Annotated in this window: 18 protein-coding genes and 1 pseudogene; 9 read left to right on the top strand and 10 right to left on the bottom strand. The window is 42.4% G+C overall.

Annotated elements, in window-relative coordinates; genetic code table 11:
- Positions 1–27: 27 nt before the first annotated feature.
- Entirely contained in the window at positions 28–384 is a 357-nt protein-coding gene (locus FTV38_RS07425) for a RidA family protein (RefSeq protein WP_180022094.1), read from the bottom strand.
- 216 nt (positions 385–600) lie between these two features.
- Between FTV38_RS07425 and FTV38_RS07420 the strand changes: the two genes are divergently transcribed.
- On the top strand, positions 601–753 hold the full coding sequence (locus FTV38_RS07420; RefSeq protein ID WP_180022093.1) for a hypothetical protein: 153 nt from the start codon (positions 601–603) through the stop codon (positions 751–753).
- Between the two features lie 11 nt (positions 754–764).
- Here the strand turns inward: FTV38_RS07420 and creD are convergent, their stop codons facing one another.
- The 8 genes and pseudogenes from creD to mdtD all read right to left on the bottom strand — a co-directional run bounded on the left by creD (position 765) and on the right by mdtD (position 10,042).
- Positions 765–2,177: a cell envelope integrity protein CreD gene (creD, locus tag FTV38_RS07415; RefSeq protein WP_180022092.1), complete on the bottom strand. Its 1,413-nt coding sequence runs from the start codon at positions 2,175–2,177 to the stop codon at positions 765–767.
- A gap of 114 nt (positions 2,178–2,291) precedes the next feature.
- Complete coding sequence (gene creC / locus FTV38_RS07410; protein WP_180022091.1) at positions 2,292–3,779, bottom strand: two-component system sensor histidine kinase CreC; 1,488 nt, start codon at positions 3,777–3,779, stop codon at positions 2,292–2,294.
- 3 nt (positions 3,780–3,782) lie between these two features.
- The gene (gene creB / locus FTV38_RS07405) at positions 3,783–4,502 is read right to left on the bottom strand and encodes a two-component system response regulator CreB (RefSeq protein WP_373887008.1); all 720 of its coding nucleotides are present in this window, start codon (positions 4,500–4,502) and stop codon (positions 3,783–3,785) included.
- Positions 4,503–5,156, bottom strand: a pseudogene (locus FTV38_RS07400) (IS1595 family transposase).
- A 439-nt stretch (positions 5,157–5,595) separates the two neighbouring features.
- Complete coding sequence (gene dinB / locus FTV38_RS07395; protein WP_180022089.1) at positions 5,596–6,651, bottom strand: DNA polymerase IV; 1,056 nt, start codon at positions 6,649–6,651, stop codon at positions 5,596–5,598.
- 63 nt (positions 6,652–6,714) lie between these two features.
- Positions 6,715–7,728 (bottom strand): MBL fold metallo-hydrolase, encoded by a 1,014-nt coding sequence (locus tag FTV38_RS07390; RefSeq protein ID WP_180022088.1) that lies wholly within the window; start codon positions 7,726–7,728, stop codon positions 6,715–6,717.
- Between the two features lie 59 nt (positions 7,729–7,787).
- Positions 7,788–8,573, bottom strand: coding sequence for a GH25 family lysozyme (locus FTV38_RS07385; RefSeq protein ID WP_180005210.1), 786 nt, complete (start codon positions 8,571–8,573; stop codon positions 7,788–7,790).
- A 77-nt stretch (positions 8,574–8,650) separates the two neighbouring features.
- Complete coding sequence (gene mdtD, locus FTV38_RS07380) at positions 8,651–10,042, bottom strand: multidrug transporter subunit MdtD (protein ID WP_180022087.1); 1,392 nt, start codon at positions 10,040–10,042, stop codon at positions 8,651–8,653.
- Between the two features lie 174 nt (positions 10,043–10,216).
- Between mdtD and FTV38_RS07375 the strand changes: the two genes are divergently transcribed.
- Positions 10,217–12,121 carry a choice-of-anchor I family protein gene (locus tag FTV38_RS07375; RefSeq protein WP_180022086.1) on the top strand — a complete coding sequence of 635 codons (1,905 nt, stop codon included), beginning with the start codon at positions 10,217–10,219 and terminating at the stop codon, positions 12,119–12,121.
- A gap of 157 nt (positions 12,122–12,278) precedes the next feature.
- Positions 12,279–13,244 carry a hypothetical protein gene (locus FTV38_RS07370; protein ID WP_078189479.1) on the top strand — a complete coding sequence of 322 codons (966 nt, stop codon included), beginning with the start codon at positions 12,279–12,281 and terminating at the stop codon, positions 13,242–13,244.
- Positions 13,245–13,329: 85 nt separating this feature from the next.
- Here the strand turns inward: FTV38_RS07370 and FTV38_RS07365 are convergent, their stop codons facing one another.
- The gene (locus FTV38_RS07365) at positions 13,330–13,950 is read right to left on the bottom strand and encodes a TIGR00730 family Rossman fold protein (RefSeq protein WP_078189478.1); all 621 of its coding nucleotides are present in this window, start codon (positions 13,948–13,950) and stop codon (positions 13,330–13,332) included.
- 320 nt (positions 13,951–14,270) lie between these two features.
- On the opposite strand from FTV38_RS07365, the gene FTV38_RS07360 reads away from it, so the two are divergent.
- The 6 genes from FTV38_RS07360 to FTV38_RS07335 all read left to right on the top strand — a co-directional run bounded on the left by FTV38_RS07360 (position 14,271) and on the right by FTV38_RS07335 (position 23,079).
- Positions 14,271–15,842, top strand: a complete 1,572-nt coding sequence (locus FTV38_RS07360; RefSeq protein WP_180022085.1) for a TerC family protein — start codon at positions 14,271–14,273, stop codon at positions 15,840–15,842.
- A 389-nt stretch (positions 15,843–16,231) separates the two neighbouring features.
- The gene (locus FTV38_RS07355) at positions 16,232–16,699 is read left to right on the top strand and encodes a YchJ family protein (protein ID WP_180022084.1); all 468 of its coding nucleotides are present in this window, start codon (positions 16,232–16,234) and stop codon (positions 16,697–16,699) included.
- Positions 16,700–16,758: 59 nt separating this feature from the next.
- Positions 16,759–17,403 (top strand): trimeric intracellular cation channel family protein, encoded by a 645-nt coding sequence (locus FTV38_RS07350; protein ID WP_078189475.1) that lies wholly within the window; start codon positions 16,759–16,761, stop codon positions 17,401–17,403.
- A 144-nt stretch (positions 17,404–17,547) separates the two neighbouring features.
- A complete protein-coding gene (locus FTV38_RS07345; RefSeq protein ID WP_078189474.1) occupies positions 17,548–18,867 on the top strand; it encodes an MFS transporter in 1,320 nt (439 codons plus the stop codon).
- Positions 18,868–19,030: 163 nt separating this feature from the next.
- On the top strand, positions 19,031–21,250 hold the full coding sequence (gene parC, locus FTV38_RS07340) for a DNA topoisomerase IV subunit A (protein ID WP_180022083.1): 2,220 nt from the start codon (positions 19,031–19,033) through the stop codon (positions 21,248–21,250).
- Positions 21,251–21,399: 149 nt separating this feature from the next.
- Positions 21,400–23,079: a long-chain-fatty-acid--CoA ligase gene (locus FTV38_RS07335; RefSeq protein WP_180022082.1), complete on the top strand. Its 1,680-nt coding sequence runs from the start codon at positions 21,400–21,402 to the stop codon at positions 23,077–23,079.
- Positions 23,080–23,132 lie beyond the last annotated feature (53 nt).

Here is a 23,132-nt window from a genome sequence, read left to right as displayed (position 1 = left end):
TTTTTTATTGTTATTCAGGCTTAATGGTTATTCAGGCTTAACGGCTACGACAGTTAATTCTACCCGTACACGCGGGTCGTATAATTTGGCTTCGACACAAGTTCTGGGTAATGCTTCAATGTCTGACACCCACGCATCCCATACTTCATTAAATGCGGCATAATCCTGTTCAATATCTTTAAGATAAATGGTCACTGACATAATCTGGCTTTTATCTGTGCCGGCATCTGCAAGGAATTGATCAATGATCTCAAATGTTTGCTGTGTTTGTCCTTTGATGTCTAAATCAAGGTCTGTTGCCAATTGACCTGCCAAATGGACCAATTGACCTGAAATAGCGATTTCGGAAAAGCGTTGGGTGATATGCAGGCGCTGCACCGTCATGAGTATGCTCAATATATTAGCTTGCGTTGTAGTTTACGTGATGAATCATCATCTGCACATCTCATTTTTAGGCTTGGGCTCCGCTGTAAACGAAGTTATCAATTCGAATGAGTAGTTTGTATTTAAAAATAATAAGGCAATTCAACTCTGGACAGGCGATGCAATTGCCTAAATTTAAGAATTGAATGTGCGCTGCTCTTAATTGATTTAGACAAAATGCCAGTGAGCATTGCAGTGGGCAAAGCAGCTGGATATGCACAGTCTGCGGACATTTTTGCTGAAGCTCAGTTGTCATGGGAAGGCCTATGGAGGTGGGTTGAGCTGTGGGAAGTGCCGTACAAAAGGCGGATGAGTTGTCCATCCGCCTAAAGGTTGGTGAATTATTGCGGCGGTTTATAGGTTTTCAGTTCACGCTCAGGTCGACTGCTGATTTGATACCAATCAATATTTCGTGTGATAAACATGACCACTGCAAGTACGATGAATGAGATGACGGAACCCATCAGGAAGGTTTTACCTGAGGATTGCAACAACATATACATGATGGTGTAGAGTGAACTTAGAATAAGCCCGAATAATATTGCAGGTTTCAGCCCTTTCATGACAAAGAAGAGATACCAAGTCATCAATCCTACGCAAGCAATGCATGCCACTAGATATGCACAAGCAAAGGCATAGTATTCACTGATTGAAAGCAGGAGAACAAAGAAGATACCTTGTGCCATTGCCACTAACGAATATTGAATCGGGTGAATACGTAAGCTTTTCAGTACTTCAAACAGGAAGAAGCAGCCAAAAGTAATGATGATGATCACGATACCGTATTTGATTGCACGGTCGGTTTGGGTATAGGCATTGACTGAGTCTAAAAACTCCGTGGTTAAACCACTATCTATATGTGCTTCACCTATTTTACGGGAAACTTCTATTGCTCGGTCATTATCGCTTAAGAGGCGGATACATCCGTCACTGCCACAATAGATGAGGCGATTTATATTTTGATTGCCTAAAGCGATATTTTTCCATTTTGCAGTAAATTGATTTTTTGAACTAGTTTTTTCAAAAGGCAGATTTTGTCCTGAATATTTTGCATCCGCCCAATTACCATTGGCCTGATAGCTCACTACACGGCTGGTCGGGATAAGCGTAAACTTTCTTAAACCAATTAAATCAGTCTTTAAGTTAAAACTAAAACCATTTTGTATCGCTTGAATCAATTCAGGATATTTCGTTGCGGAAATCGTCATGAACTCGAAGCCTGAATTTCCACTATTTGGGTTATTCATTTCAAAAGTGTATTTTTTATTCAATACTTGTATTGTTGGATGTGCATTTAGACCACGTGGATCATGAATTGGAAATAAAATCTCGGCTTTATTCCATTGATAGTTTTTCTCTTGCAAGGTTGGTTTTTGGAATATGCCATTGGCATTTAGTTGAGCGTTATAACTTGTCGCACGATAAATGGTACGCTTGTAAGTATCATCGGATACATCGAATTTGGCTTGCCATTGCGCGTTATCCGCATTGATATACATCCATTGTTCTTGCGTACAAGGTGTGACAACTTTTTGTTCGTCTTGGCAAGTCGTTTGTTCTGAATAAGGAATGCGAATGTAGGGTGAAATAATAGTTTGAGAGCTAATATTACTCTTTGAAATTTCATTAAAAAAAGATTGTTGGTAAGCTTGTCGCTCTGCAACAAGGTGGCTAATAAAGAATAAACCCACCCAAAAGAGCGCCACTAATATGACAATAGCCATGATTTTGAGATTGAGAAAGCTGGATCGCATCACTGTTTTCCTGAGCAGTTGTTGTTGTCAGGAATCAGTGTGCAAAATGCAGATGTGTTTTGTTTGAGCTATGTTTGTGCTTTAGGTGAAGTTTGGGTGAAGTGTTCAATTCATCTAGGGAAATTCAATTTTGACGATGACACCTGACTGATGGGGCTGAAGGATTGAAAGGGTATCGGCTGTAATATTTTCGATCTTGATGTGTCCATGATGTTGTTCCATTACATGTTTGACGATACTTAAACCGATGCCTGAGCTACGCTGCTGACTCATGGGTCGCGGAAGTGAAAAATAAGTGTCAAAAACTTGAGTCAGGGCATAGTCTGGAATCCATTCACCCTCATTGAAAATTTTTAGCTCAATGTGTTGACCGTGCAGATGATGTGAACGCTGCAATTGGATCAAAATCTTGCCATTCTCCAGTGAAAAATCAACGGCATTATCCAAAAGATTGGCAAGGGTTTGTTGTATCCAAAAACGATCCACATTGATCATACAATTGGCTTCAATATCGAATAAACATTGAATTTTTTTGGCTTGAATTTGACTGGCATATTGATCCAAAACCTGCTGAATCAGTTCGGATAAATTGACATTTTGAATGTCCAACAGATGCTTCGATTTCTCTAGACGTGTTAATAACAGCATGCGGTCAATCAGATTACGTAGACGATGGCTTTGCGCATCAATATGCGCAGCAAATTGCTGCTGATCCTGCAGAGGTAGGTCCTCTTTGAGTAATTCTGCACTGGCTTGAATGGCGGTTAGCGGACTTTTTAGCTCATGGGTTAAGGTATTAACGTAGTGTTCGACATAGGCGCGGTCTTCAAGTTGCTCACGCATATTTTCCACCGCTTGCACAACTAAATTCAGTTCTTTGGCAGAGCGGAAATAGGGCGTTTGATTGACTGGTGCCAAGGCCTGCGCATATTTACGTACACGGTCTATGCTGTGTTTGAGCCAATAGGCGACCAAACTGGCCAAAAATAAGCTGAGTAAGGTAATCCATATCGCTTGGCGAATTAATTGATCTTCAGAGCGCTGAATGTAGGGCTGCACCGAACTATTTGGCTTGCCGATACTCACCACGCCAATCATCTTGGGCTGCTGATTCACTTGATAATAGATTGGCGCAGCAATAAACATGGTGCTACTGCTACTGTCCAGCATATTGCCTTTGGCATCATAATTACGGATTGAGCGCACGCCGTATTTGCCTCTTAAAGTCAGGTAAACATCATTCCATTGGGAATAATCGAGACCTTGGGCGACACCTTGTGAATCATAAATCACTATGCCTTGGTCATTGGTAATATATATTTGCTGATTGATTTCACTTTTATTGTGCTGCCAGATTTTGGCATTAAGTTTACGGCCTAATGCCTGCTGAATTTTGGCATCAAATTGCGCTGTGCCGACCTTATTTTCATAGACATCCTTCGCTACCAGCATCGCGATAATATTGGCGTTTTCAGCTAATGTATCTTCCACCACTTGGTGTACATTCGGTTTGACTTGCTGATTAAAGGTATAGGACATAAACCAGAGCCCAAGCAGAATAATCAGCCCAAAGAAAAACCAAATGCGGATGAAAATAGACATGCGTTAGTCCAGCCTTTTCATGCTGTAGCCAAAACCGCGATGGGTTTCAATGGGATCGTGTTGCGGTGCAATCTGTTTCAGTTTCTGGCGGATGCCTTTGATATGGGTATCTACAGTGCGCTCTAAACTATGCTCTGGATGTTCCCAGACATGATCCATCAATTGTTGGCGACTAAATACCTGTTGCGGGTGATCAATGAATAGCTTCAACAAACGGTATTCGTAACGGGTAAGTTGCAAGGTCGTATTGAAATATTGAATTTGCAAAGATTCATCGTGGCAAAACCAAGTTTGAGTAGGGCTTAGTTTAGTCTCTGCTGCTTGCGGTGGCTGCAGCTGATTCTGAATTTTCATTCTGCGCCAAATGGCGTTGATCCGAGAAACAATTTCCCGAGAGCTAAACGGTTTTGTGCAGTAATCATCAGCACCAATTTCCAAACCAACAATTCGGTCGATTTCATCTGCTCGGGCGGTTAAAAACAGTAAGGGAGTTTGATTGAATTGGCGAATTTTTTGACATAAATCAAATCCATTTAAGTCAGGTAAACCTACATCTAAAATAATAAAATCAAAATCTTGCTGTCGTATCGTTTCAATGGCCTGCAGTCCCGTATTGGCCCATGTGACCTGCCAATCTTCACGCTCAAGTGCATAACGTAAAGGCATGAGAATGGCGGCATCATCTTCAACGCATAGAATTTTTGGGGCTGTACTAGATAAGATTTAAATTCCAGTCCAAACTCGCAAAGTTTTTAACTGTTGACTTGGACTGCCATAATTAAATCTAAACTCACATTCCTTTAGAAACAAGGGAAAAGATTCTTTAGGAATACCATTATATTTTCTCAATATTCTTTTCGCTTGATTCCAAAAATTCTCAATTCCATTGATATGATTTTTCCCATTTGCGAAATGAGTTGAATGGTTAACTCTATGGTGGCAAAAACCTGCAACATCCAAAGCATTGTAGCTACGCTATTGATCTGTATAAATAATGCTATCTGGTGTGATTTTCTTAGAAATTACAGGCATTAAAGTACCAGACTTAGTATCAGGAACAACAACAGTATAAACTTTACCATTTCGCTTCAATAGACCAAATACGATAACTTTGTCAGCAGCTCCACGTCCTCGTTTCCCTTTACGGGTTCCGCCGAAATAGCTTTCATCTAATTCAATCTCACCATCGAATATTTCAAAGGCTTCAACTTCTAAATGATAAGAAATAATTTTACGAATCTTAGTAAAGAAAAGTGCTGCTGAATTATGATGAATTTTTAATAAATCAGCAGCAGCTCTTGCAGTCACTCCTAGCACGAAAAACTCTAGTAGTTTTAATTGAGTTTTCTTATTTAATTTACAGTTAGTTAGCTTCATTTTCATCGATTAACATAGTGCTAATCTAGTACAGCCCCGAATTTTTTTTTGGAATGGATTGGCATGTATTTTTCTAATTCATAGCACGGGTTTGACCTTGAGTGTACTGAAATTAAAATGTAGAGGCGACTGAATTGAGTGAAATTTCGGTGAACTTTGAATTTTATTTATTGAACAGGATCAAGGGAGATCTAGAAGATGTAGCAGGGGGGGTATTCCATGATTGACAACAGAGTTGCCCTGTAATATTCGGATTTGATCGTCACGCCAATCACAGGACAGCATGCTGAAAGTAAAGGTGATTTTCAGCATCTCAGCGCATACACGGATAATGTAGTGCGCTGATAGAGTACTCTAATTTTAGGCTTTGTGAATAGCAAATTGCTTTAATTTTGTTCTTCTGCCTAAATCTTAAGCAAATACGATCTTCTTGAAGTTTTTAGAGCAGCGAAAGTTGTGCTTCTTGGTTTTGCGCACTTAATTGATAGACCCCTATGCCAATCAGGCGAAATTGATCTTCCTCAGAAATATGCATTTCATGCAGTAATTGCTGTAACACCTGCGCAAGGTCTTCACGATTATTCAGCGATGTTTTAAAACTCTTACTGTGCTGTAGCACTTGGAAATTTTTGAGTTTTAATTTGGCCGATACACCGCGCGCGCTTAACTGCTTTTTTTCTAAACTAGACCAGACTTGGTCAATCAGTTTGGGCCAATAGGGCTGACATTGGCTCAATGTGAGATCATCATCAAAAGTGGTTTCTTTGGAAATCTGTTGACGTTCACGGCTAGATTGGACCGGTCGTTCATCAATGCCTTGTGCATACAGATAGAGTTGTCGTCCATATTTACCGAAATGATGAATCAGAACGGCTTCTTCAATTTGTTGTAAATCACCTAATGTATTGAGTTGCATGGCTTTTAATTTTTCTTGAGTCACTTTTCCCACACCAGGAATTTTTTTCAGTGCCAAGTCATGGATGAAATGCAGAACTTGTGATGGTTTGATAATACAAATGCCATTGGGTTTGTTCCAATCAGAAGCGACTTTAGCCAAAAATTTATTGGGCGCGACACCTGCAGAGGCAGTTAAACCAGTGCTTTGTAAAATCTCTGCCTGAATTCGCATAGCGACTTCAGTGGCACTCGGAATGTGTTGTAAATTTTCTGTGACATCCAAATAAGCTTCGTCTAAAGATAGTGGTTCAATCAGCGAGGTATAGCGTTGAAAAATGGCATGAATTTGCGCCGAAACGGCACGATATTTTTCAAAATTAGGTTCGATCACCACGACTTGTGGGCAGAGTTTACGGGCCTGTGCCATCGACATCGCAGAACGTAAACCAAATTCACGTGCAGGATAGGACGCGGCACAGATGACCGCACGAGGGTGATGTGAAGACACAACAACAGGAAGCTGTTTGAGTTCTGGGCGTTCCCGCAGCTCTACTGATGCAAAGAATGCATCCATGTCGATATGTATGATTTTCCTCATGCCTAGATAAATCAGTGCCTAAAAATTGAATTTCAGTATCGCACAGTCAATCCAGCGCTTTCCTCAATTTTTTAACTCGAACGACACAGGTTGACTGAGTAAAACCACCTTGGTGTTTTGAGCTGCTGCCGACTGTATCAATAGATTTAGGCTTTGAGGAGTGTCATCGGCAAAGCGAGGTAAAAATTCGAGCTCTGGATTCAGTGGTTTGAAAAAATTATCCCAATGAATTGGAATCACGGTGCTGGGTTGAAGGGTCGCTAAGGTTTCTTTGAAATATTGCTGTTGAAACGCTGGCGTTTGCTTGGAAAGCTGGGCGATGCCTAAAAATAAGGTATCGACTTTTAGTTCTTGCAACTGTTTGGGCACAGCACCCGTACTGGCTTTGACTAAACTGTAATGCGGCCCATGTTGGATGAGATAGTCATATGATCCACCTTCTTTAAACTGACTAAAATGTGCAGGGAGTTGTAGTGGCTGCGAAATTTGTTCCCCCAAATCATCATTAACGGCTGTTGGCGGAGTATGTTGCGAGGGGATCGCAGTAATGGTGAATTTACCGATTTGCATCGGCTGCCAAGCTTGAACTTCGTGCAATTGTGATTCAGCGATTGGCATTGCCCGTGCGATATTTAAGGTGCTTTTAGAGCCGACAATCATGGCCTTGGGGAGCTGGTGGGCCAACATTGGAATATCGAGCGCATGATCATAATGTGAATGAGTCACGAAAATAGCACGAGTGCGTTTTAAGTCGTATTGGTCGATATAGTTGTGTAATAAAGGCTGATCACTTTGAATCTGAGTGAATATGGTCTGACTGAGCGATGGCCGACTAAAAAAGCCATCGATGAGGACTTGCTCTTGGCCATCGTCAAACAGTAAGGTCGAAACGCCAAAGAACTTTACGTGATAGGGCGCCGCTGAGTGAGTATCTGTAGTGCTTTGTGCGGGATGTTGATAATGCCACGTTTTAAACGCTGCCAAGGTCCCTGAAGGTTGGATCAAATAAGCCAATATCCCGATGGCGAGGATCATAAAGACTGAAAATATAATAAGAAAAGTTTTTAAAATACGCATCCTGCGACTCAGTTTTCATGGATTATTTGCTTCGATGTTGTCCTGAGTCGGAGAATAAATCAACGGGGTTTGATCGGGGAAACGCCATTTTTGTCTAAAAAATCAGTCCATGCCTTGGCATCACCTGAAAATACATTTAAATCGACAGTGGTCGAGATACCTTGAATTTGTCCTTGATTGGTATGTTGCCAAATCAGCCATTTCGGATTGTTTTTTAGATCGGGTGGGCCTTTATATTCACGGACCCACAGCGGCGTCTGTTTAAACTCGCCAGCTAAGACAATATTATAAAAAGACTTCGAGGTATAAAAAATCGGTTGTTTGCCATAATGGTGGTGCAAGCGATCATGCATATAAGTGATTTCTTTGAGTAACTGCTCTTTGCTGTAGGTGTTAATGCAGTTGGTGTCATATTCCAAATCAATCACTGGGGGAAGGGCATCGGCTTTTTTCGGCACGGAAGCAATAAAATTTTCTGCCTGAATCCTGCCATCACGGCACAGACGGTAAAAATGATAGGCCCCAACTAAAAAGCCGTTTTCCCGCGCTTGCAGCCAGTTATCTTGAAATTTCCGATCTTTAAAATCACCACCTTCTGTGGCTTTGAGATAAACGAATTGGTATTTTTTAGGTGAAATTTTTGACCATTGAATATCTTTTTGATGATGGGAAACATCAAAACCTTTGACTGGATATTCTTCTGCAGATGCAGGGCGATGCGGCATAACGGCTAAATAACCCAGTCCTGCCACCACCAAGACGCCGCTGATAGCGCTGAGTGCAATAATCGGGCTGTATTTTTTGAGTGAACTTTTTGTGGTACGTGATTTGGCTTTTTTAGGCATGAAAATGTATCCAAGTATCTCTTTTATCATAACCCTTTAATGGCTGATCTGTCATAGATTTGCCCGATGACACGGATTTAGACATCCACATGTTTAGGAATCTGCCAAAAAATCGCTGCGGTAATCAGGTTAATGCAGCCGAGTAAAATCAAGGTGCTATGGAATGCTGTTTCGATTTGTGCAGCACCATAATAGGCCGTAAACATGTTGACTAAAGTCCCAGCCAAAGCCACACCGATACTCATCGACACCATCATAATCATCGACAAGAAACTGTTGCCACTGCTGGCATCTTGTTGGGGTAAATCTTTGAGGGTTAAGGTATTCATCGAAACGAATTGCAGCGAATTTAAAATACCAAAAATAAAAAAGTGTAAGGCACGTAACCACGTGGGGGTCTCAGCCGTAGAGAGCGCAAAACTGCAAATACAAGCGCCGACCAAGAAGGTATTTACCAATAACACTTTGCGATAGCCAAAGCGTTGAATAATTTGACGAATAATCGGTTTAGATGCCAATGAGCCGAGTACAGTCGGTATCATCAATAACCCTGTGATAAATGGCTCAAAGCCAAAAGCCACTTGTAGCATTAAGGGAATCAAAAATGGCATGGCATTGCCGCCAAGGCGGGCAAAGAAGTTGCCGATAATGCCGATGGCATAGATCCGATTTTGAAATAATTTACTGCGAAACAGCGCATTGGCGTGGGTATGTGCATGAAAGGCATAGATCAAACTGGCGATGATCCCCGCAGCGACTAATAGCAGGCTCCACCATAGCGGCAGATGCGGGCTAGCAAAGTTTTCAATGCCTAACGATAAACCCACCATGGCGATGACCAATAAGAAAAAACCCATAAAGTCGAAGCGTTGTACGCTCGGTTCGGTCACATTGGGCATGGCTTTAAAGGTAATAAGTACTCCTAACAGTCCCATTGGAATGTTTATTAAAAAGATCCAATGCCATGTTGCGACTTCCACCATCCAACCGCCAAGGGTAGGACCAATTAAGGGGCCCATTAAACCAGCAAGGCTCATCAGACTCATAGCCGATAAAAACTGTGTCCGAGGAATCACTTTGAGCATCGCCAAACGCCCAACAGGCAGCAGTAATGCGCCACCTATACCTTGAATTACCCGATAAACCAGCAGCTCATTCAGGCTATTGGCCATGCCGCAGCCTAGCGATGCTAACGTAAAAATAATAATGGCTGTGAAATACGTATTTCGTACACCAAAACGATCGGCCAACCAACCACTTAAAGGAATACACGCCGCAACGGACAAGACATAGGCCACGACCACACTATGCATTTGTAGCGGGTCTTCGCCCAAACTTCTTGCCATCGCTGGGATTGCTGTATTGACGATGGTCGTATCCAGCCCTTGCATAAAAAAGCCAATAGAGACCAATAGCACAAGAAGTCTAAATTCGGGTTGTAAAGCCTGATGCGTTGGCGTGCTATTCATAAGTCAATAAAGCTGAGATTTTTAAACAGTTTAAATGAATATTGCCATTCGGATGTAGTAAAAGCTTTGCATAATTGAGCCAAAAAATTGCAAGAAAAATGCAATGAAAGTTTCATCTCTATGCAACCTAATGTTTATAAATTGGTCATATTTTAATAAAAGACGAATGAAAACATGAAACTACAAATTTCGGCGCTGATGTGTGCCATGTTGTCTGTGGGGCTAGTGGCGTGTAATGACAGCAATGATGATGCGCAAGTGCAAACACCTCCTCCAGTGGTCGAAGAAGTCACGCCAAACACTATCGTGTTGGAACAGATTGGGCGTTATGAATCGGGTATTTTTGGCGCGAGTGCAGCAGAAATTCCTGCTTATGATGCTCAAAGTCAGCGCGTATTTGTGGTCAATGCCAAAGCTGGTGTGGTTGATGTACTGGATTTAAAACAACCAGCACAGCCTACATATTTACAATCTTTAGATGCTAAAAAATATTTGGCCGATTCTGAAGTGAATAGCGTTGCTGTACACAATGGCATCGTGGCACTCGCGGTGCAAGCGGCCGATAAAACGCAGCCGGGCATCGTGGCCTTTTTTAAAGCACAAGATTTAAGTTTTATCAGTCAGGTCGAAGTTGGGGCTTTGCCAGACATGCTGACCTTTAGCCCAGATGGCAAAAAAGTATTGGTCGCTAATGAAGGCGAACCAAATGAAGGTTATGCAGTCGACCCTGAAGGTTCAGTCAGTATTATTGATCTAACTCAGATTGAAAAGCCAACGGCGAAATTGGTGGATTTCCGTGCGTGGAATGCTCGTAAACAAGAGCTAATTGATGCTGGCGTTCGCATTTTTGGACCCGACACCGCACAATATGCCGATGTGAAGACGCAAGGTGTACAAACCACGAGTGTGGCTCAAGACCTAGAACCTGAGTACATTGCGGTGAGCCAAGATGGTCAAACGGCATGGGTGAGCTTACAAGAGAACAATGCGATTGCCGTGCTCGATCTAGTGAAAGCGGAATTTATTGATATCTTTCCGATGGGCTATAAAGATCACAGCTTGCCTGAAAATGCACTCGATGGCAGTGATCGTGATTGTGTGGTTGGTGCGACGGACAGCGTAGGCCGTCAGGTCGAGAGCTGTGCAAAAGATGCAGGGATGATCAATATTCAGGCATGGCCTGAGCTGTATGGTATGTATATGCCTGATGCCATTGCACATTATCAAGCGGATGGAAAAAGTTATTTGGTCACTGCCAATGAAGGCGATGCCCGAGAGTGGTTAAAAGACGAAACGCAGTATTTTACGGGCGATGATTTAAGCCAAGGCTATACCGAAGAAATTCGAGTTAAGCATCTGTTTAAAAAAGCCGGTTTTGATGCAAAAGGGGATTATGCAGCCCATTTACGTCATTTGGTGCCTGGTGTCGTTGGTGCAAAACTCGATCCGAGCGTCTTTAAAGCTTGTACCACCACAGCGCCGACAGAAATTTGTGCGGATAACTTGATCAAAGATGCACAGATTGGCCGTTTAACCATCAGTTGGACGCAAGGTTTTAAACGTGATACTGCCGGAAAACCTGTATTGGAAGACGGTAAGTTGGTTTATGACAAATTGTATACCTATGGTGGGCGCTCGTTCAGTATTGTCGATCCCATCAGTCGAAAAATTGTTTGGGATTCGGGCAGTGAGTTTGAACGCAAAATTGCTGAATTGTTTCCAGCCCAATTTAATAGTAATCATGAAGCCTTTAAATTTGATGACCGCAGTGACAATAAAGGCCCTGAACCTGAAGGCATCACACTGGGTAAAATTGGTCAAAAAACCTATGCCTTTATCGGGCTAGAGCGGGCCAGTGGGATCATGGTGTATGACATCACACTGCCGCAACAGGCGAAATTTATTCAGTATTTTAATACACGGGATATTGCGCAAACCGATATAACTAAGCAGGGCGATTTAGGGCCCGAAGGTCTGATTTTTATTGCGGCCAAAGATTCACCTAATGCTCAACCTTTGTTGGTGGTTGGAAATGAAGTGAGCGGTAGCACGGCGGTTTATCAGATTAAATTGAAATAATTAAAGTTTAAAGCAATTGTTTTATTTGAGGTTTTTATTTTAGTGTCGAGAAAAGCACGGCACGAAATTGTATGAACGCCAGATAAACTGTCATAATGCGCTCAAGTCCTTCATTTATTGGAGGGCTTTTTCTTTATGGCAAAGGTGTTTTGTTTTTATGACAATCGAAATTCTGATGGTCATAGGCTTCTGTCTCGCGGCCTATTCTATTGTCGGTAATGATGTGCCACAGACATTGGGAACCTTTATTTCATCCAATGCGCATCGCCCTTGGTGGCTGTTGTGGATCTATGTCAGCAGTATTCTAGCCATTGTATTGGTTTATGGTTGGTACAGTTCTGGCGTGGGGGATGCATCTTATGGTCGTTTAGAAACGATTCCATTTCCCGCAGAAGGGGTCACGTGGCTCTATATTGTGCCACCGATCTTACTGATCATTTTGACTCGCTACGGAATCCCGGTCAGCACCACATTCTTAGTGTTAACGATTTTCTCTCCGAGTAGTCTTGGCTCGATGTTAACCAAGTCCATGATGGGTTATGCGGTAGCTTTTGTTGTCGCGATTATTGTTTATCGTTTTGTGATTAAAGGCATCTCGGTTTATTTCAGTAAAACACGTGATGAAACACCCTCGAATATTTGGGTGGGACTACAGTGGGTTTCGACGGCATTTTTATGGAGTCAGTGGCTGATTCAGGATTTGGCCAATATTTTTGTCTACGTCCCTCGTCAGGTGCCGCTGGAGTTCCTGATTTTTGCAATTGTGGTGTTTATCGTACTGCTTGGGATCATTTTGTACCAACGTGGTGGGGCGATTCAGGGCATTATCGACACCAAAACGGGTGTGGCTGATATCCGCTCGGCAACCATTATCGACTTTATGTATGCCTTGATTTTATTGGTGTTCAAAGAGTGGAGTAATATTCCAATGAGTACCACTTGGGTGTTCTTGGGCTTACTTGCAGGACGTGAATTTGCCATGTCCATGCATTTACATGAAGTGAATAAATATCGAACTTCACGAAATGTCAGCAAAGATGCGATGAAATTGATGCTTGGTTTATTGATGAGTATTTTCTTAGCGACAACCTTGCCATGGTTCTATCGTGTGGTGTCGGGTTAAGTCGGCACGATATAGATTTGAAGTAGGACATCGAGTAATAAAAAAGGGGAATGATTTATTCCCCTTTTTGACATCCAAAATACAGTTAGACCACGAAATTTTTCGGGCAATCTAAATTTTTCAGTGCACTAAAGATCTGCTTCGAAGAATTACATACGATCAGTTTGGCACGATGCTGCGGCGGCAAGAAACCTTCAGCGACCGCATGGTCTAATTGTGCAATCAGTGCATCATAGAAGCCATTGACGTTATAAAGCATCATCGGCTTTTGGTGTTGATTCAACTGTCCCCAAGTGGCGATTTCTAGAATTTCTTCGAATGTACCGAGACCACCGGGCAGGGCAACAAAGGCACTTGCACGTTCTGCCATCATGGCTTTACGCTCATGCATACTGCGCACGACGTGTAGTTCAGTCAAATGATTATGTGCAATTTCATAATCCAACATAAACTCAGGAATCACGCCAACGGCTTCGCCGCCATGTTCGACCACAGCGTCAGCGACTTGACCCATCAGGCCAATACTGGCGCCACCATAGACCAGACCAAAACCATGTTCAGCCAAGCCTTGCGCCAACGCGATGGCTTTTTCTTGATAAATTGGATTGTTCCCAGAGCGGGAGCCGCAATACAGTGCGATTAAAGGTTGTGTTGTAGCAGGAGAAGGATTACCACGTTTTTCTGTCATTTTTAATCCGCTATTCATTACGTTTTAATTTTACCTTAGCATGTTATTTTTTATGACACTACATTGGCAGCTAAATATGACAATTTAATGTCATCACTGGGTTTAAATTCTTCCATACTGAGATTGTACTTTGGTAAAAAAGGGTGAATTTTTACCTTAACTTGCTATACTTAAAACTTCATTTCAAGCTAAAGAACCGTCATGGGTAGTGGTTGTTGTCACTCAGCACACATCAAAATATTAGAAAGAACGCCATTAAAAGCGTTTGCGCATGTCCAATGCATTTCATCTTCAAATCAGCATGATCTACGTGTGAATAACATTCAGGAGATACAACCATGATCTTTGAATGGATGTCCGATCCTTCTGCATGGGTGGGTTTATTAACACTGGTGGTGCTTGAGATTGTTTTAGGTATCGATAACCTGGTTTTTATTGCGATTCTTGCGGAAAAATTACCGCCAGAACAGCGTAATACCGCACGGATTGTCGGCTTATTGCTTGCACTGTGTATGCGATTGGTCTTACTGGCCTCAATTGCATGGGTGGTGACTCTAACCAATCCACTGTTCCATATTTTCGACCATCCATTCTCCGGTCGAGACCTAATCTTACTGTTTGGTGGGGTGTTCTTGCTATTTAAAGGCACCATGGAACTGCGTGAACGTCTTGAAAACAAGCCGATGCTCAAGGAAGAAAATCCTGTGCATGCGACGTTTTGGATGGTGATTGTGCAGATTGTGGTGCTCGATGCTGTGTTCTCGCTCGACAGCGTGATTACCGCTGTCGGGATGGTGAAACACCTGTCAGTCATGATGATTGCGGTCATTATTGCTGTCGGCATCATGCTGTGGGCATCTAAGCCTCTGATGAACTTCGTGAACCGTCATCCAACGGTAGTGATTCTGTGCCTGTGTTTCTTGATGATGATCGGTTTCTCGCTCTTAGTCGAAGGCTTTGGTTTCCATATTCCAAAAGGCTACTTATATGCAGCCATTGGTTTCTCCGTACTGATTGAGTTTTTGAACCAAACCATGCGTCATAATCAGGAAAAAATGGTGACAACCACAGACTTACGTTATCGCACAGCCTCAGCGGTGATGCGTATGCTTGGTGGGAGAAATGTTGCAGACAATCAAAATGAAAATGAAGATGTGCTTGCAACACGTGCCTTTGCCGATGAAGTCTTTGATGAAGACAACGGGGTTTACCACAGTGTCATGGTACAAGGGGTACTGGGTTTATCTGAACGTCCAGTGAAGTCAGTGATGACACCTCGTCCTGAACTAGAATGGATTGACTTGGATGAAGCGCCTGAGGCGATTCGTGCTCAATTACTCAGTACCACGCATTCACGTTTGATTGTGGCACACGGCGAGTTAGACAATATCGCGGGTGCGGTACTGACTCATAAAGTCATGAATGACTATATTGAAACAGGCGTACTTGATTTTGAAAAGCATCTCCGTGAGCCTGTAGTGGTGCATGAAAATGCACAAGTCTTGATGGTGATGGAACAACTGCGTCAAGCGCCGTTGCAAATGGCCTTGGTGTTGAACGAATACGGTTCAATTGAAGGGATTGCAACACCAATTGATGTCTTAGAAGCGATTGCTGGTGAGTTTCCCGATGAAGATGAACCGGAGACAGCAGCAGAAAGTCTCGATGATGGTTCATTGTTACTCGATGGCTCAACTGACATTCGTCATGTGTCTTTATTGTTGGGTCGTGACTTGGTGGATGATGCTGAACAGTATTCGACATTGTCCGGATATATCTTATTTCATTTGGGCCGTTTACCAGCCAATGGTGAAAAATTCAAAGCGGATGAACACATCTTTGAAGTGGTCACAATGGATGGTCATAAGATCGAAAAAGTGCATGTCATTCCCATGCCAACTGAAGATTAAGTTGCGTATCGGGGGGTAATCTATATAGATCACTGATGTTACGCACGTAAAAGTAATTACGCATTTTTAAAATGATTTTTAAGTCTATTCGACGGAGTCTTACATCTAGGGTTTAAATAAAGGGATTAGCCTTCGGCTGGAGGTACTTTTGTTTCGGCAAAAGTACCCAAAACCATTGTCATCCGCAAAACTCGTTCACTACCGTCAAATTATTCAAAGCATTGCAAAAACATTTTTGATTAGAAGTAGTCCTGTCTCAAACACTTGCGGATGACCTTACCGTGTATCATTCTTTTATTTGAATCGATACGGATCTACTGATGAAAATTGTGTGGAAAGATCCGTTAAAATAGCCTGCATTGTCAGGCTATTTTTTTATGGAAACAAACATGTCACAAGTCCAGTGTCCGTGTGGCAAAGGTGAATATGGTAGCTGTTGTCAGCCCTTACATACGGGGCGTGAAAATGCACAGACTGCAGAGCAGTTGATGCGTTCACGTTATAGTGCTTTTGCACTGCATAAGATTGATTATATTGTACAAACAACTGCGTTTGGACAGCAGCAAGCCTTGGATGTCAGTGCCATTGCAGCGTGGAGTCAGGCCAATCAGTGGTTAAAACTTGAGGTGGTACAGGCTCAAGAAAAACTCGATAAAAACCATGCTCAAGTTGAATTTAAAGCCCATTATCACGATGGGCAGCAAGCGCAGGTACATCATGAAATTTCACACTTTGTGAAGTTCGAGCAGCGCTGGTATTTCCTTGATCCGACCACAGAGATGCAAATCACCATGAAGCAGCCCTGTATTTGTGGTTCTGGACGAAAATTTAAACAATGTTGTGCGCAATTTTTATAACATTTGAGCAGATTTAGCTTAGAATAGCGCGCATCTCAACCCTCAGTGGAAGAAGGGCGATGTTACTTACCGTTATTTATATTATCGCAATCACGGCAGAAGCAATGACAGGTGCATTGTCTGCGGGTCGGCGGAGTATGGACTGGTTTGGGGTAACATTGATTGCCTGTGTCACGGCACTGGGGGGCGGTTCGGTTCGTGATGTGCTACTTGGGCACTATCCACTGACATGGGTTAAGCATCCCGAATACCTCATGCTGACCTGCTTTGCTGCATTTGTCACCATCCTGATTGCAAAGTGGATGCGTCATCTTCGTAATATCTTCTTAGTTCTCGATGCCCTTGGTCTCATTGGCTTTACCATTATTGGCTGTCAAATCGCTTTAGAAATGGGACATGGTTTTGTGGTTTCTGCGGTAGCAGGGGTACTAACGGGCGTCTCTGGCGGTATTTTACGAGACATCCTTTGTAACGATGTCCCGCTGGTGTTCCGTCGTGAACTTTATGCCAGTATTTCTTTTGTGTCCGTGATTTGTTATTGGCTCTGCATTGAGATTGGCTTATCGCTAGAATTGACCGTCATTGCGACGCTCATTTTCGGTTTCACCTTACGTCTGATCGCCATTTACTTTGGCTTAGAAATGCCTAAATTTATTTATAAAGATGATGATGATCAGTCGGTATCTTCAAAAGATTTGTCATAGCCGCGTTGCTATAACATCACATTAAAATGCTGAAAAGACGGATCAATGGTCGGTCTTTTGCATGGATCTATACTAAAAAACGCAAAATCATACATCCTGTTGGGAAAGCAGTGTTCATCCTTCCACCAGTTCAGAGATCTTGTTATGGACTTAGTCTCACGTATACAACGCTTACCCATCGGTAAGTTTCACTACACTTTACTTTGGGTTATTGGCCTTGGCTGGATGTTTGATGCCATGGATACGGGACTCATTTCCTTTATCTTAGCGAAAATGGCTGAAGATTGGGCTATGACGCCAAATGATAAAAGTTGGGTGGTCTCGATTGGTTTTGTTGGGATGGCGATTGGTGCGGTGTTTTCTGGTGGACTAGCAGACCGCTTCGGCCGAAAAACAGTGTTTGCATGGACATTGGTGATTTATAGCTTAGCCACCGCTGCATGTGCGTTTGCACCTAATCTAACTTGGTTGTTGGTATTTCGTTTTATTGTCGGCTTAGGTTTAGGGGGGCAACTCCCTGTCGCGGTGACTTTAGTCAGTGAATATATTCCAGCGCATGTACGTGGACGTTTTATTGTCTTACTGGAAAGTTTTTGGGGACTGGGCTGGTTGGTTGCTGCATTGGTCTCACGCTTTATTATTCCTGATTTTGGCTGGCATGCAGCGTTCCTGATTGGCGGTATTCCTGCGTTATATGCGATCGTGATTTGGAAAATGGTGCCCGAATCGGTGCCTTATTTAATTAACCGTGGACGTTTTGATGAAGCACATGCATTGGTGAAAAAGATTGAAGCCAAATGTGGTGTAGAAGTTGTTGAAATCTTTGAAGTCAAACCAGTTGCAGAAAAGCACAACATCAGTTTTTCACAGCTTTGGTCAGGCATTTTTGCACGTCGTACTTTAATGCTGTGGCTCATTTGGTTCGGTATCGTCTTTTCTTATTATGGTATTTTTACATGGTTACCAAGCTTATTGGTCAAAGAAGGCTACACCATTGTTCAATCCTTTGAATATGTTTTGGTCATGATTTTGGCACAATTGCCAGGTTATATTGCAGCGGCATGGTTGGTCGAAAAATTGGGTCGTAAAGCTACTTTGGCGGGCTTCATTGGGATGTGTGCCATTTCGGCATATTTCTTCGGACAGTCTGGCAGTGTGACAGAGATCGTGATCTGGGGCTGTTTAATGTCCTTCTTTAATCTCGGTGCATGGGGCGTACTTTATACCTATACACCAGAACAATATCCGGCCAATATTCGTGCCTTTGGTTCGGGCTGGGCGGGTGCCATTGGTCGGATCGGGGGCATTGCCGCGCCTTTTGCTGTGACACATATGATGGATATGGATCATGGTTTTAGCTATGTCTTTATGATGTTTACTGCAGTCTTAATTGCCGTTGCCGTGGTGATTCTGGTTTTAGGTGAAGAAACCAAGGGCAAAACTTTAGAATCCATCGGTCTATAAAGACTGTTGAATTTTTAGTTGATCATGGTGAATAAAATGGATATTTTTACGCCATAAGACACAATTTGTCGCAGAGTGTTAGATCATCCCCTTGTATAGGGGACACCTGCGACATAGCATAAGAACCCAATAAAGAACGAACAATTTAGGATTACAGGTTGTTATGACAAGCCTTGCGCATCATGCGACAGAAAACTGTTCCGTAGCAGAATTTACCGAACAAGCATATCTCAACTACGCCATGTACGTGATTATGGATCGTGCATTGCCACATATCAGTGATGGTTTAAAACCCGTTCAGCGTCGTATCGTCTATGCGATGAGCGAACTCGGGCTAAAGCCAACGGGTAAGCCAAAAAAATCTGCACGTACGGTTGGTGATGTACTGGGTAAATACCATCCTCACGGTGACTCTGCTTGTTATGAAGCCATGGTGCTTATGGCGCAGCCGTTTAGTTATCGCTATCCATTTATTGAAGGTCAGGGAAACTGGGGTTCACCAGATGATCCGAAATCCTTTGCAGCGATGCGTTATACCGAAGCAAAACTGTCTGCGTATAGTGATTTATTACTGTCAGAGTTAGGGCAAGGGACTTGTGATTGGCAGGATAACTTTGATGGTTCGATGAAAGAGCCCGTGAATTTACCTGCACGTGTACCGAATATTTTACTCAACGGCACAACGGGCATTGCTGTGGGTATGGCAACCGATATCCCACCGCATAACTTACGTGAAGTGGTGAAGGGTACCATCGCCTTAATTCGCAATCCAAATTTAACCGATGAGAAAGTCGCAGAATATATTCCTGCGCCTGATTTGCCGACACGTGCGGAAATTATTACTTCTCCAGAAGAATTACTCAAAATTCAAACCACGGGTCGCGGTAGTTATCGAACTCGTGCAGTGTACAGCATTGAGAAAAATGAAATCGTGATTACGGAGCTGCCGTATCAGGTTTCAGGCTCAAAAGTGATCACGCAGATTGCAGATCAAATGCAGGCGAAGAAGTTGCCATTGGTCACGGACTTACGTGATGAGTCAGATCATAAAAACCCAACACGTTTAGTGATTGTCCTGCGCTCGAATCGTATTGATGCTGAATCGGTGATGAGTCATTTATTTGCAACCACTGACTTAGAGTCGAGCTATCGTGTCAATATGAACATGATTGGCGCTGACGGTCGTCCGCAAGTGAAATCGATCCGCCGTATTTTGTTGGAATGGATCGAAATCCGTAAAAATACCGTGACACGTCGTTTGACTTATCATCTGAATAAAATTGAAAAACGGTTACATATACTTGCAGGCTTGATCATTGCCTATCTGAATATTGATGAAGTGATTCGTATTATTCGCGAAGAAGATCAGCCTAAACCGGTGTTAATGACGCATTTTAATATCGATGAAATTCAAGCCGAAGCGATTTTAGAACTCAAGTTACGTCATTTGGCAAAACTTGAAGAAATGGAAATGCGCCGTGAACAAGAAGAATTGGAAGCCAAAGCTGCCATTATTCGTGAACAATTGGCGAATCCTGAATCATTAAAAGCCTTGATCATTAATGAACTTAAAGAAGATGCGAAGAAATTTGGTGATGACCGCCGTTCTCCAATTGTGAAACGTGCAGAAGCCCATGCGATTAATGAACAAGATATGCTTCCTGCAGATCCTGTGACTGTGGTGTTGTCTGAAGCGGGTTGGATTCGCTCGGCGAAAGGTCATGAAGTCGATGCTGAGAACTTAAATTTCCGTGCAGGTGACCAATATCTCAGCCATGCGCAAGGTAAATCGAATCAACGTGTTTATGTATTAGATGATGCCGGTCGTAGCTATGCTTTGGGCATCAATACCTTGCCATCTGCGCGTGGTTTAGGTGAGCCTCTGAGTTCTAAGCTTGCACCTGCAAGTGGTGTTGGCTTTAAACAAGTGTTTATTGCTGAAGATGAAACAGAAGTCTTGGCAATGAGCAGTAAAGGCTATGGCTTTAAAACCCAAGCGAAAAATCTCGATACCAATGCCAAAGCGGGTAAAGCCTTCCTTAGCTTGTCTGAAGGGGCGGCGGTTATGAATTTAACGGCAATTGAGAATGCAACACATCTTGCACTCCTCAGTTCTGCGGGGCGTTTGCTGTTGGTTGAGCTTGATGAATTACCAGTCCTGAATAAGGGTAAAGGTAATAAATTGATACAACTTGAGGCAAAAGATCAAATTGTATCCATGACAACTTTGAATTTAGATGAAATAATTCAAGTGCTTGCAGGTAATCAACAATTAAAGCTTAAAGCCGACGATCTGCAAAAATATGTGGGCAAACGTGCATCGAAAGGCGTGTTGTTACCACGTGGATATCAAAAAGCAAATAAACTGTTCATTCAAAGATAATACTAGCATCCATGGAACGAAATACGTTATATATGCTGTTATTCGTGAAATGGATGCAATATTAAGCACAAACAAGTTAAATAATGACCGCTTAATATTGAAAAAAAACAGTTGGATTATTAAGGATTACGACAGGAGAATTGGGCGTTATGGAAAAGATTTGGTTCGCTGAATACCAAAAGACAGGGATTCCAGAAACTGTAGAATTACCCGCAGAAAATACCTCATTGGTCGATATTTTTGAGCGTAATTTCCAGAAGTTTGGCTCAAGAGATGCCTTTATCTTTATGGATAAAGTCTTAACTTTTAAAGAACTTGATGACGCTAGCCGTAAATTTGCAACTTATTTGCAAAGTTTAGGTTTAGCTAAAGGTTCACGCGTTGCAGTCATGATGCCGAACGTTCTTCAATATCCTGTTGTCGCATTGGGTGTATTCCGTGCTGGCCTGGTATTGGTCAACGTGAATCCACTGTATACCTCTCGTGAACTTGAACATCAATTGAATGACTCTGGTACAGAAGCTCTTGTTATTATTGAAAACTTTGCATCTGTTTACCAAGCTATTATTGGTAAAACCCCAGTAAAACACGTGATCGTGGCATCTGTGGGTGACATGCTTGGTACGCTGAAAGGCACATTGGTTAACTTTGTATTACGTTCAGTACGTAAACAAATTCCAGCTTGGAACATTCCAGGTCATATTCGCTTTAATGCAGCAATGTCTAAAGTGAGTGCAAACAATTACAAACGTCCAAACTTAACTTTAAGTGATACTGCTGTACTTCAGTATACCGGTGGTACAACTGGCGTATCTAAAGGCGCAGAATTGACCCATCGTAACCTTGTGTCAAATATGTTGCAGTGTGATGGTATTTTCCAAAGTAAATTTGGTCAGAAAGATGGTCAGCCAGATGATCGTATCTTCTGTGCATTACCGCTGTATCACATCTTTGCATTTATGGTGTGTGCACTTTACGGTATGTACAAAGGTCAGGCAAACGTATTGATTCCTAACCCGCGTGACCTACCTGCGGTAATGAAAGAATTACGTAAATACCAACCTTCATTCTTCCCAGCAGTGAACACATTGTTCAATGCTTTGGTGAACAATGAAGAGTTCAAGCAACTTGACCACAGTAAGCTAAAAATGGCGATGGGTGGTGGTATGGCAGTGCTTCCTTCGACTGCAGAAGCGTGGAAGAAAGTTACAGGTACCAATATTATCGAAGGTTATGGTTTATCAGAAACTTCACCTGTTGCAACCGCAAACCCTCCAGCATCAATGGAATTCAGCGGTACGATTGGTATTCCATTGCCACTGACTGAAGTTGCTATTTTAGATGATGATGGCAATGAAGTTGCTCAAGGTGAGCAAGGTGAAATTTCGATTCGTGGTCCTCAAGTCATGAAAGGCTATTGGAACCGTCCAGATGAAACTGCCAAAGTAATGACGGCGGACGGTTTCTTCCGTACAGGTGACATTGGTGTCATGGATCCACGCGGTTATGTGAAGATTGTAGACCGTAAAAAAGACATGATTTTGGTGTCTGGCTTCAACGTTTATCCTTCTGAAATTGAAGAAGTTGTTGCAAAACATCCAAAAGTGCTAGAAGTTGCTGCGATTGGTGTTCCTGATGAAAAATCAGGTGAAGTACCTAAATTATTCGTTGTGAAAAAAGATCCATCTTTAACGACTGAAGAAGTTTTGGCATTCGCAAAAGAAAACTTAACTGGCTATAAACGCCCACGTTATGTTGAATTTATGGATGAATTACCAAAATCAAACGTTGGTAAAATTCTACGTAAAGATTTGCGTAAAACCGCATAATACGATGCATAAAAAAAGCGCCTTCGGGCGCTTTTTTTATCGCTTTAAATTTA

Source organism: Acinetobacter sp. YH16044 (assembly GCF_013417145.1).
Lineage (GTDB): Bacteria > Pseudomonadota > Gammaproteobacteria > Pseudomonadales > Moraxellaceae > Acinetobacter > Acinetobacter amyesii.
This window is presented reverse-complemented; position numbering and strand designations above follow the sequence as displayed.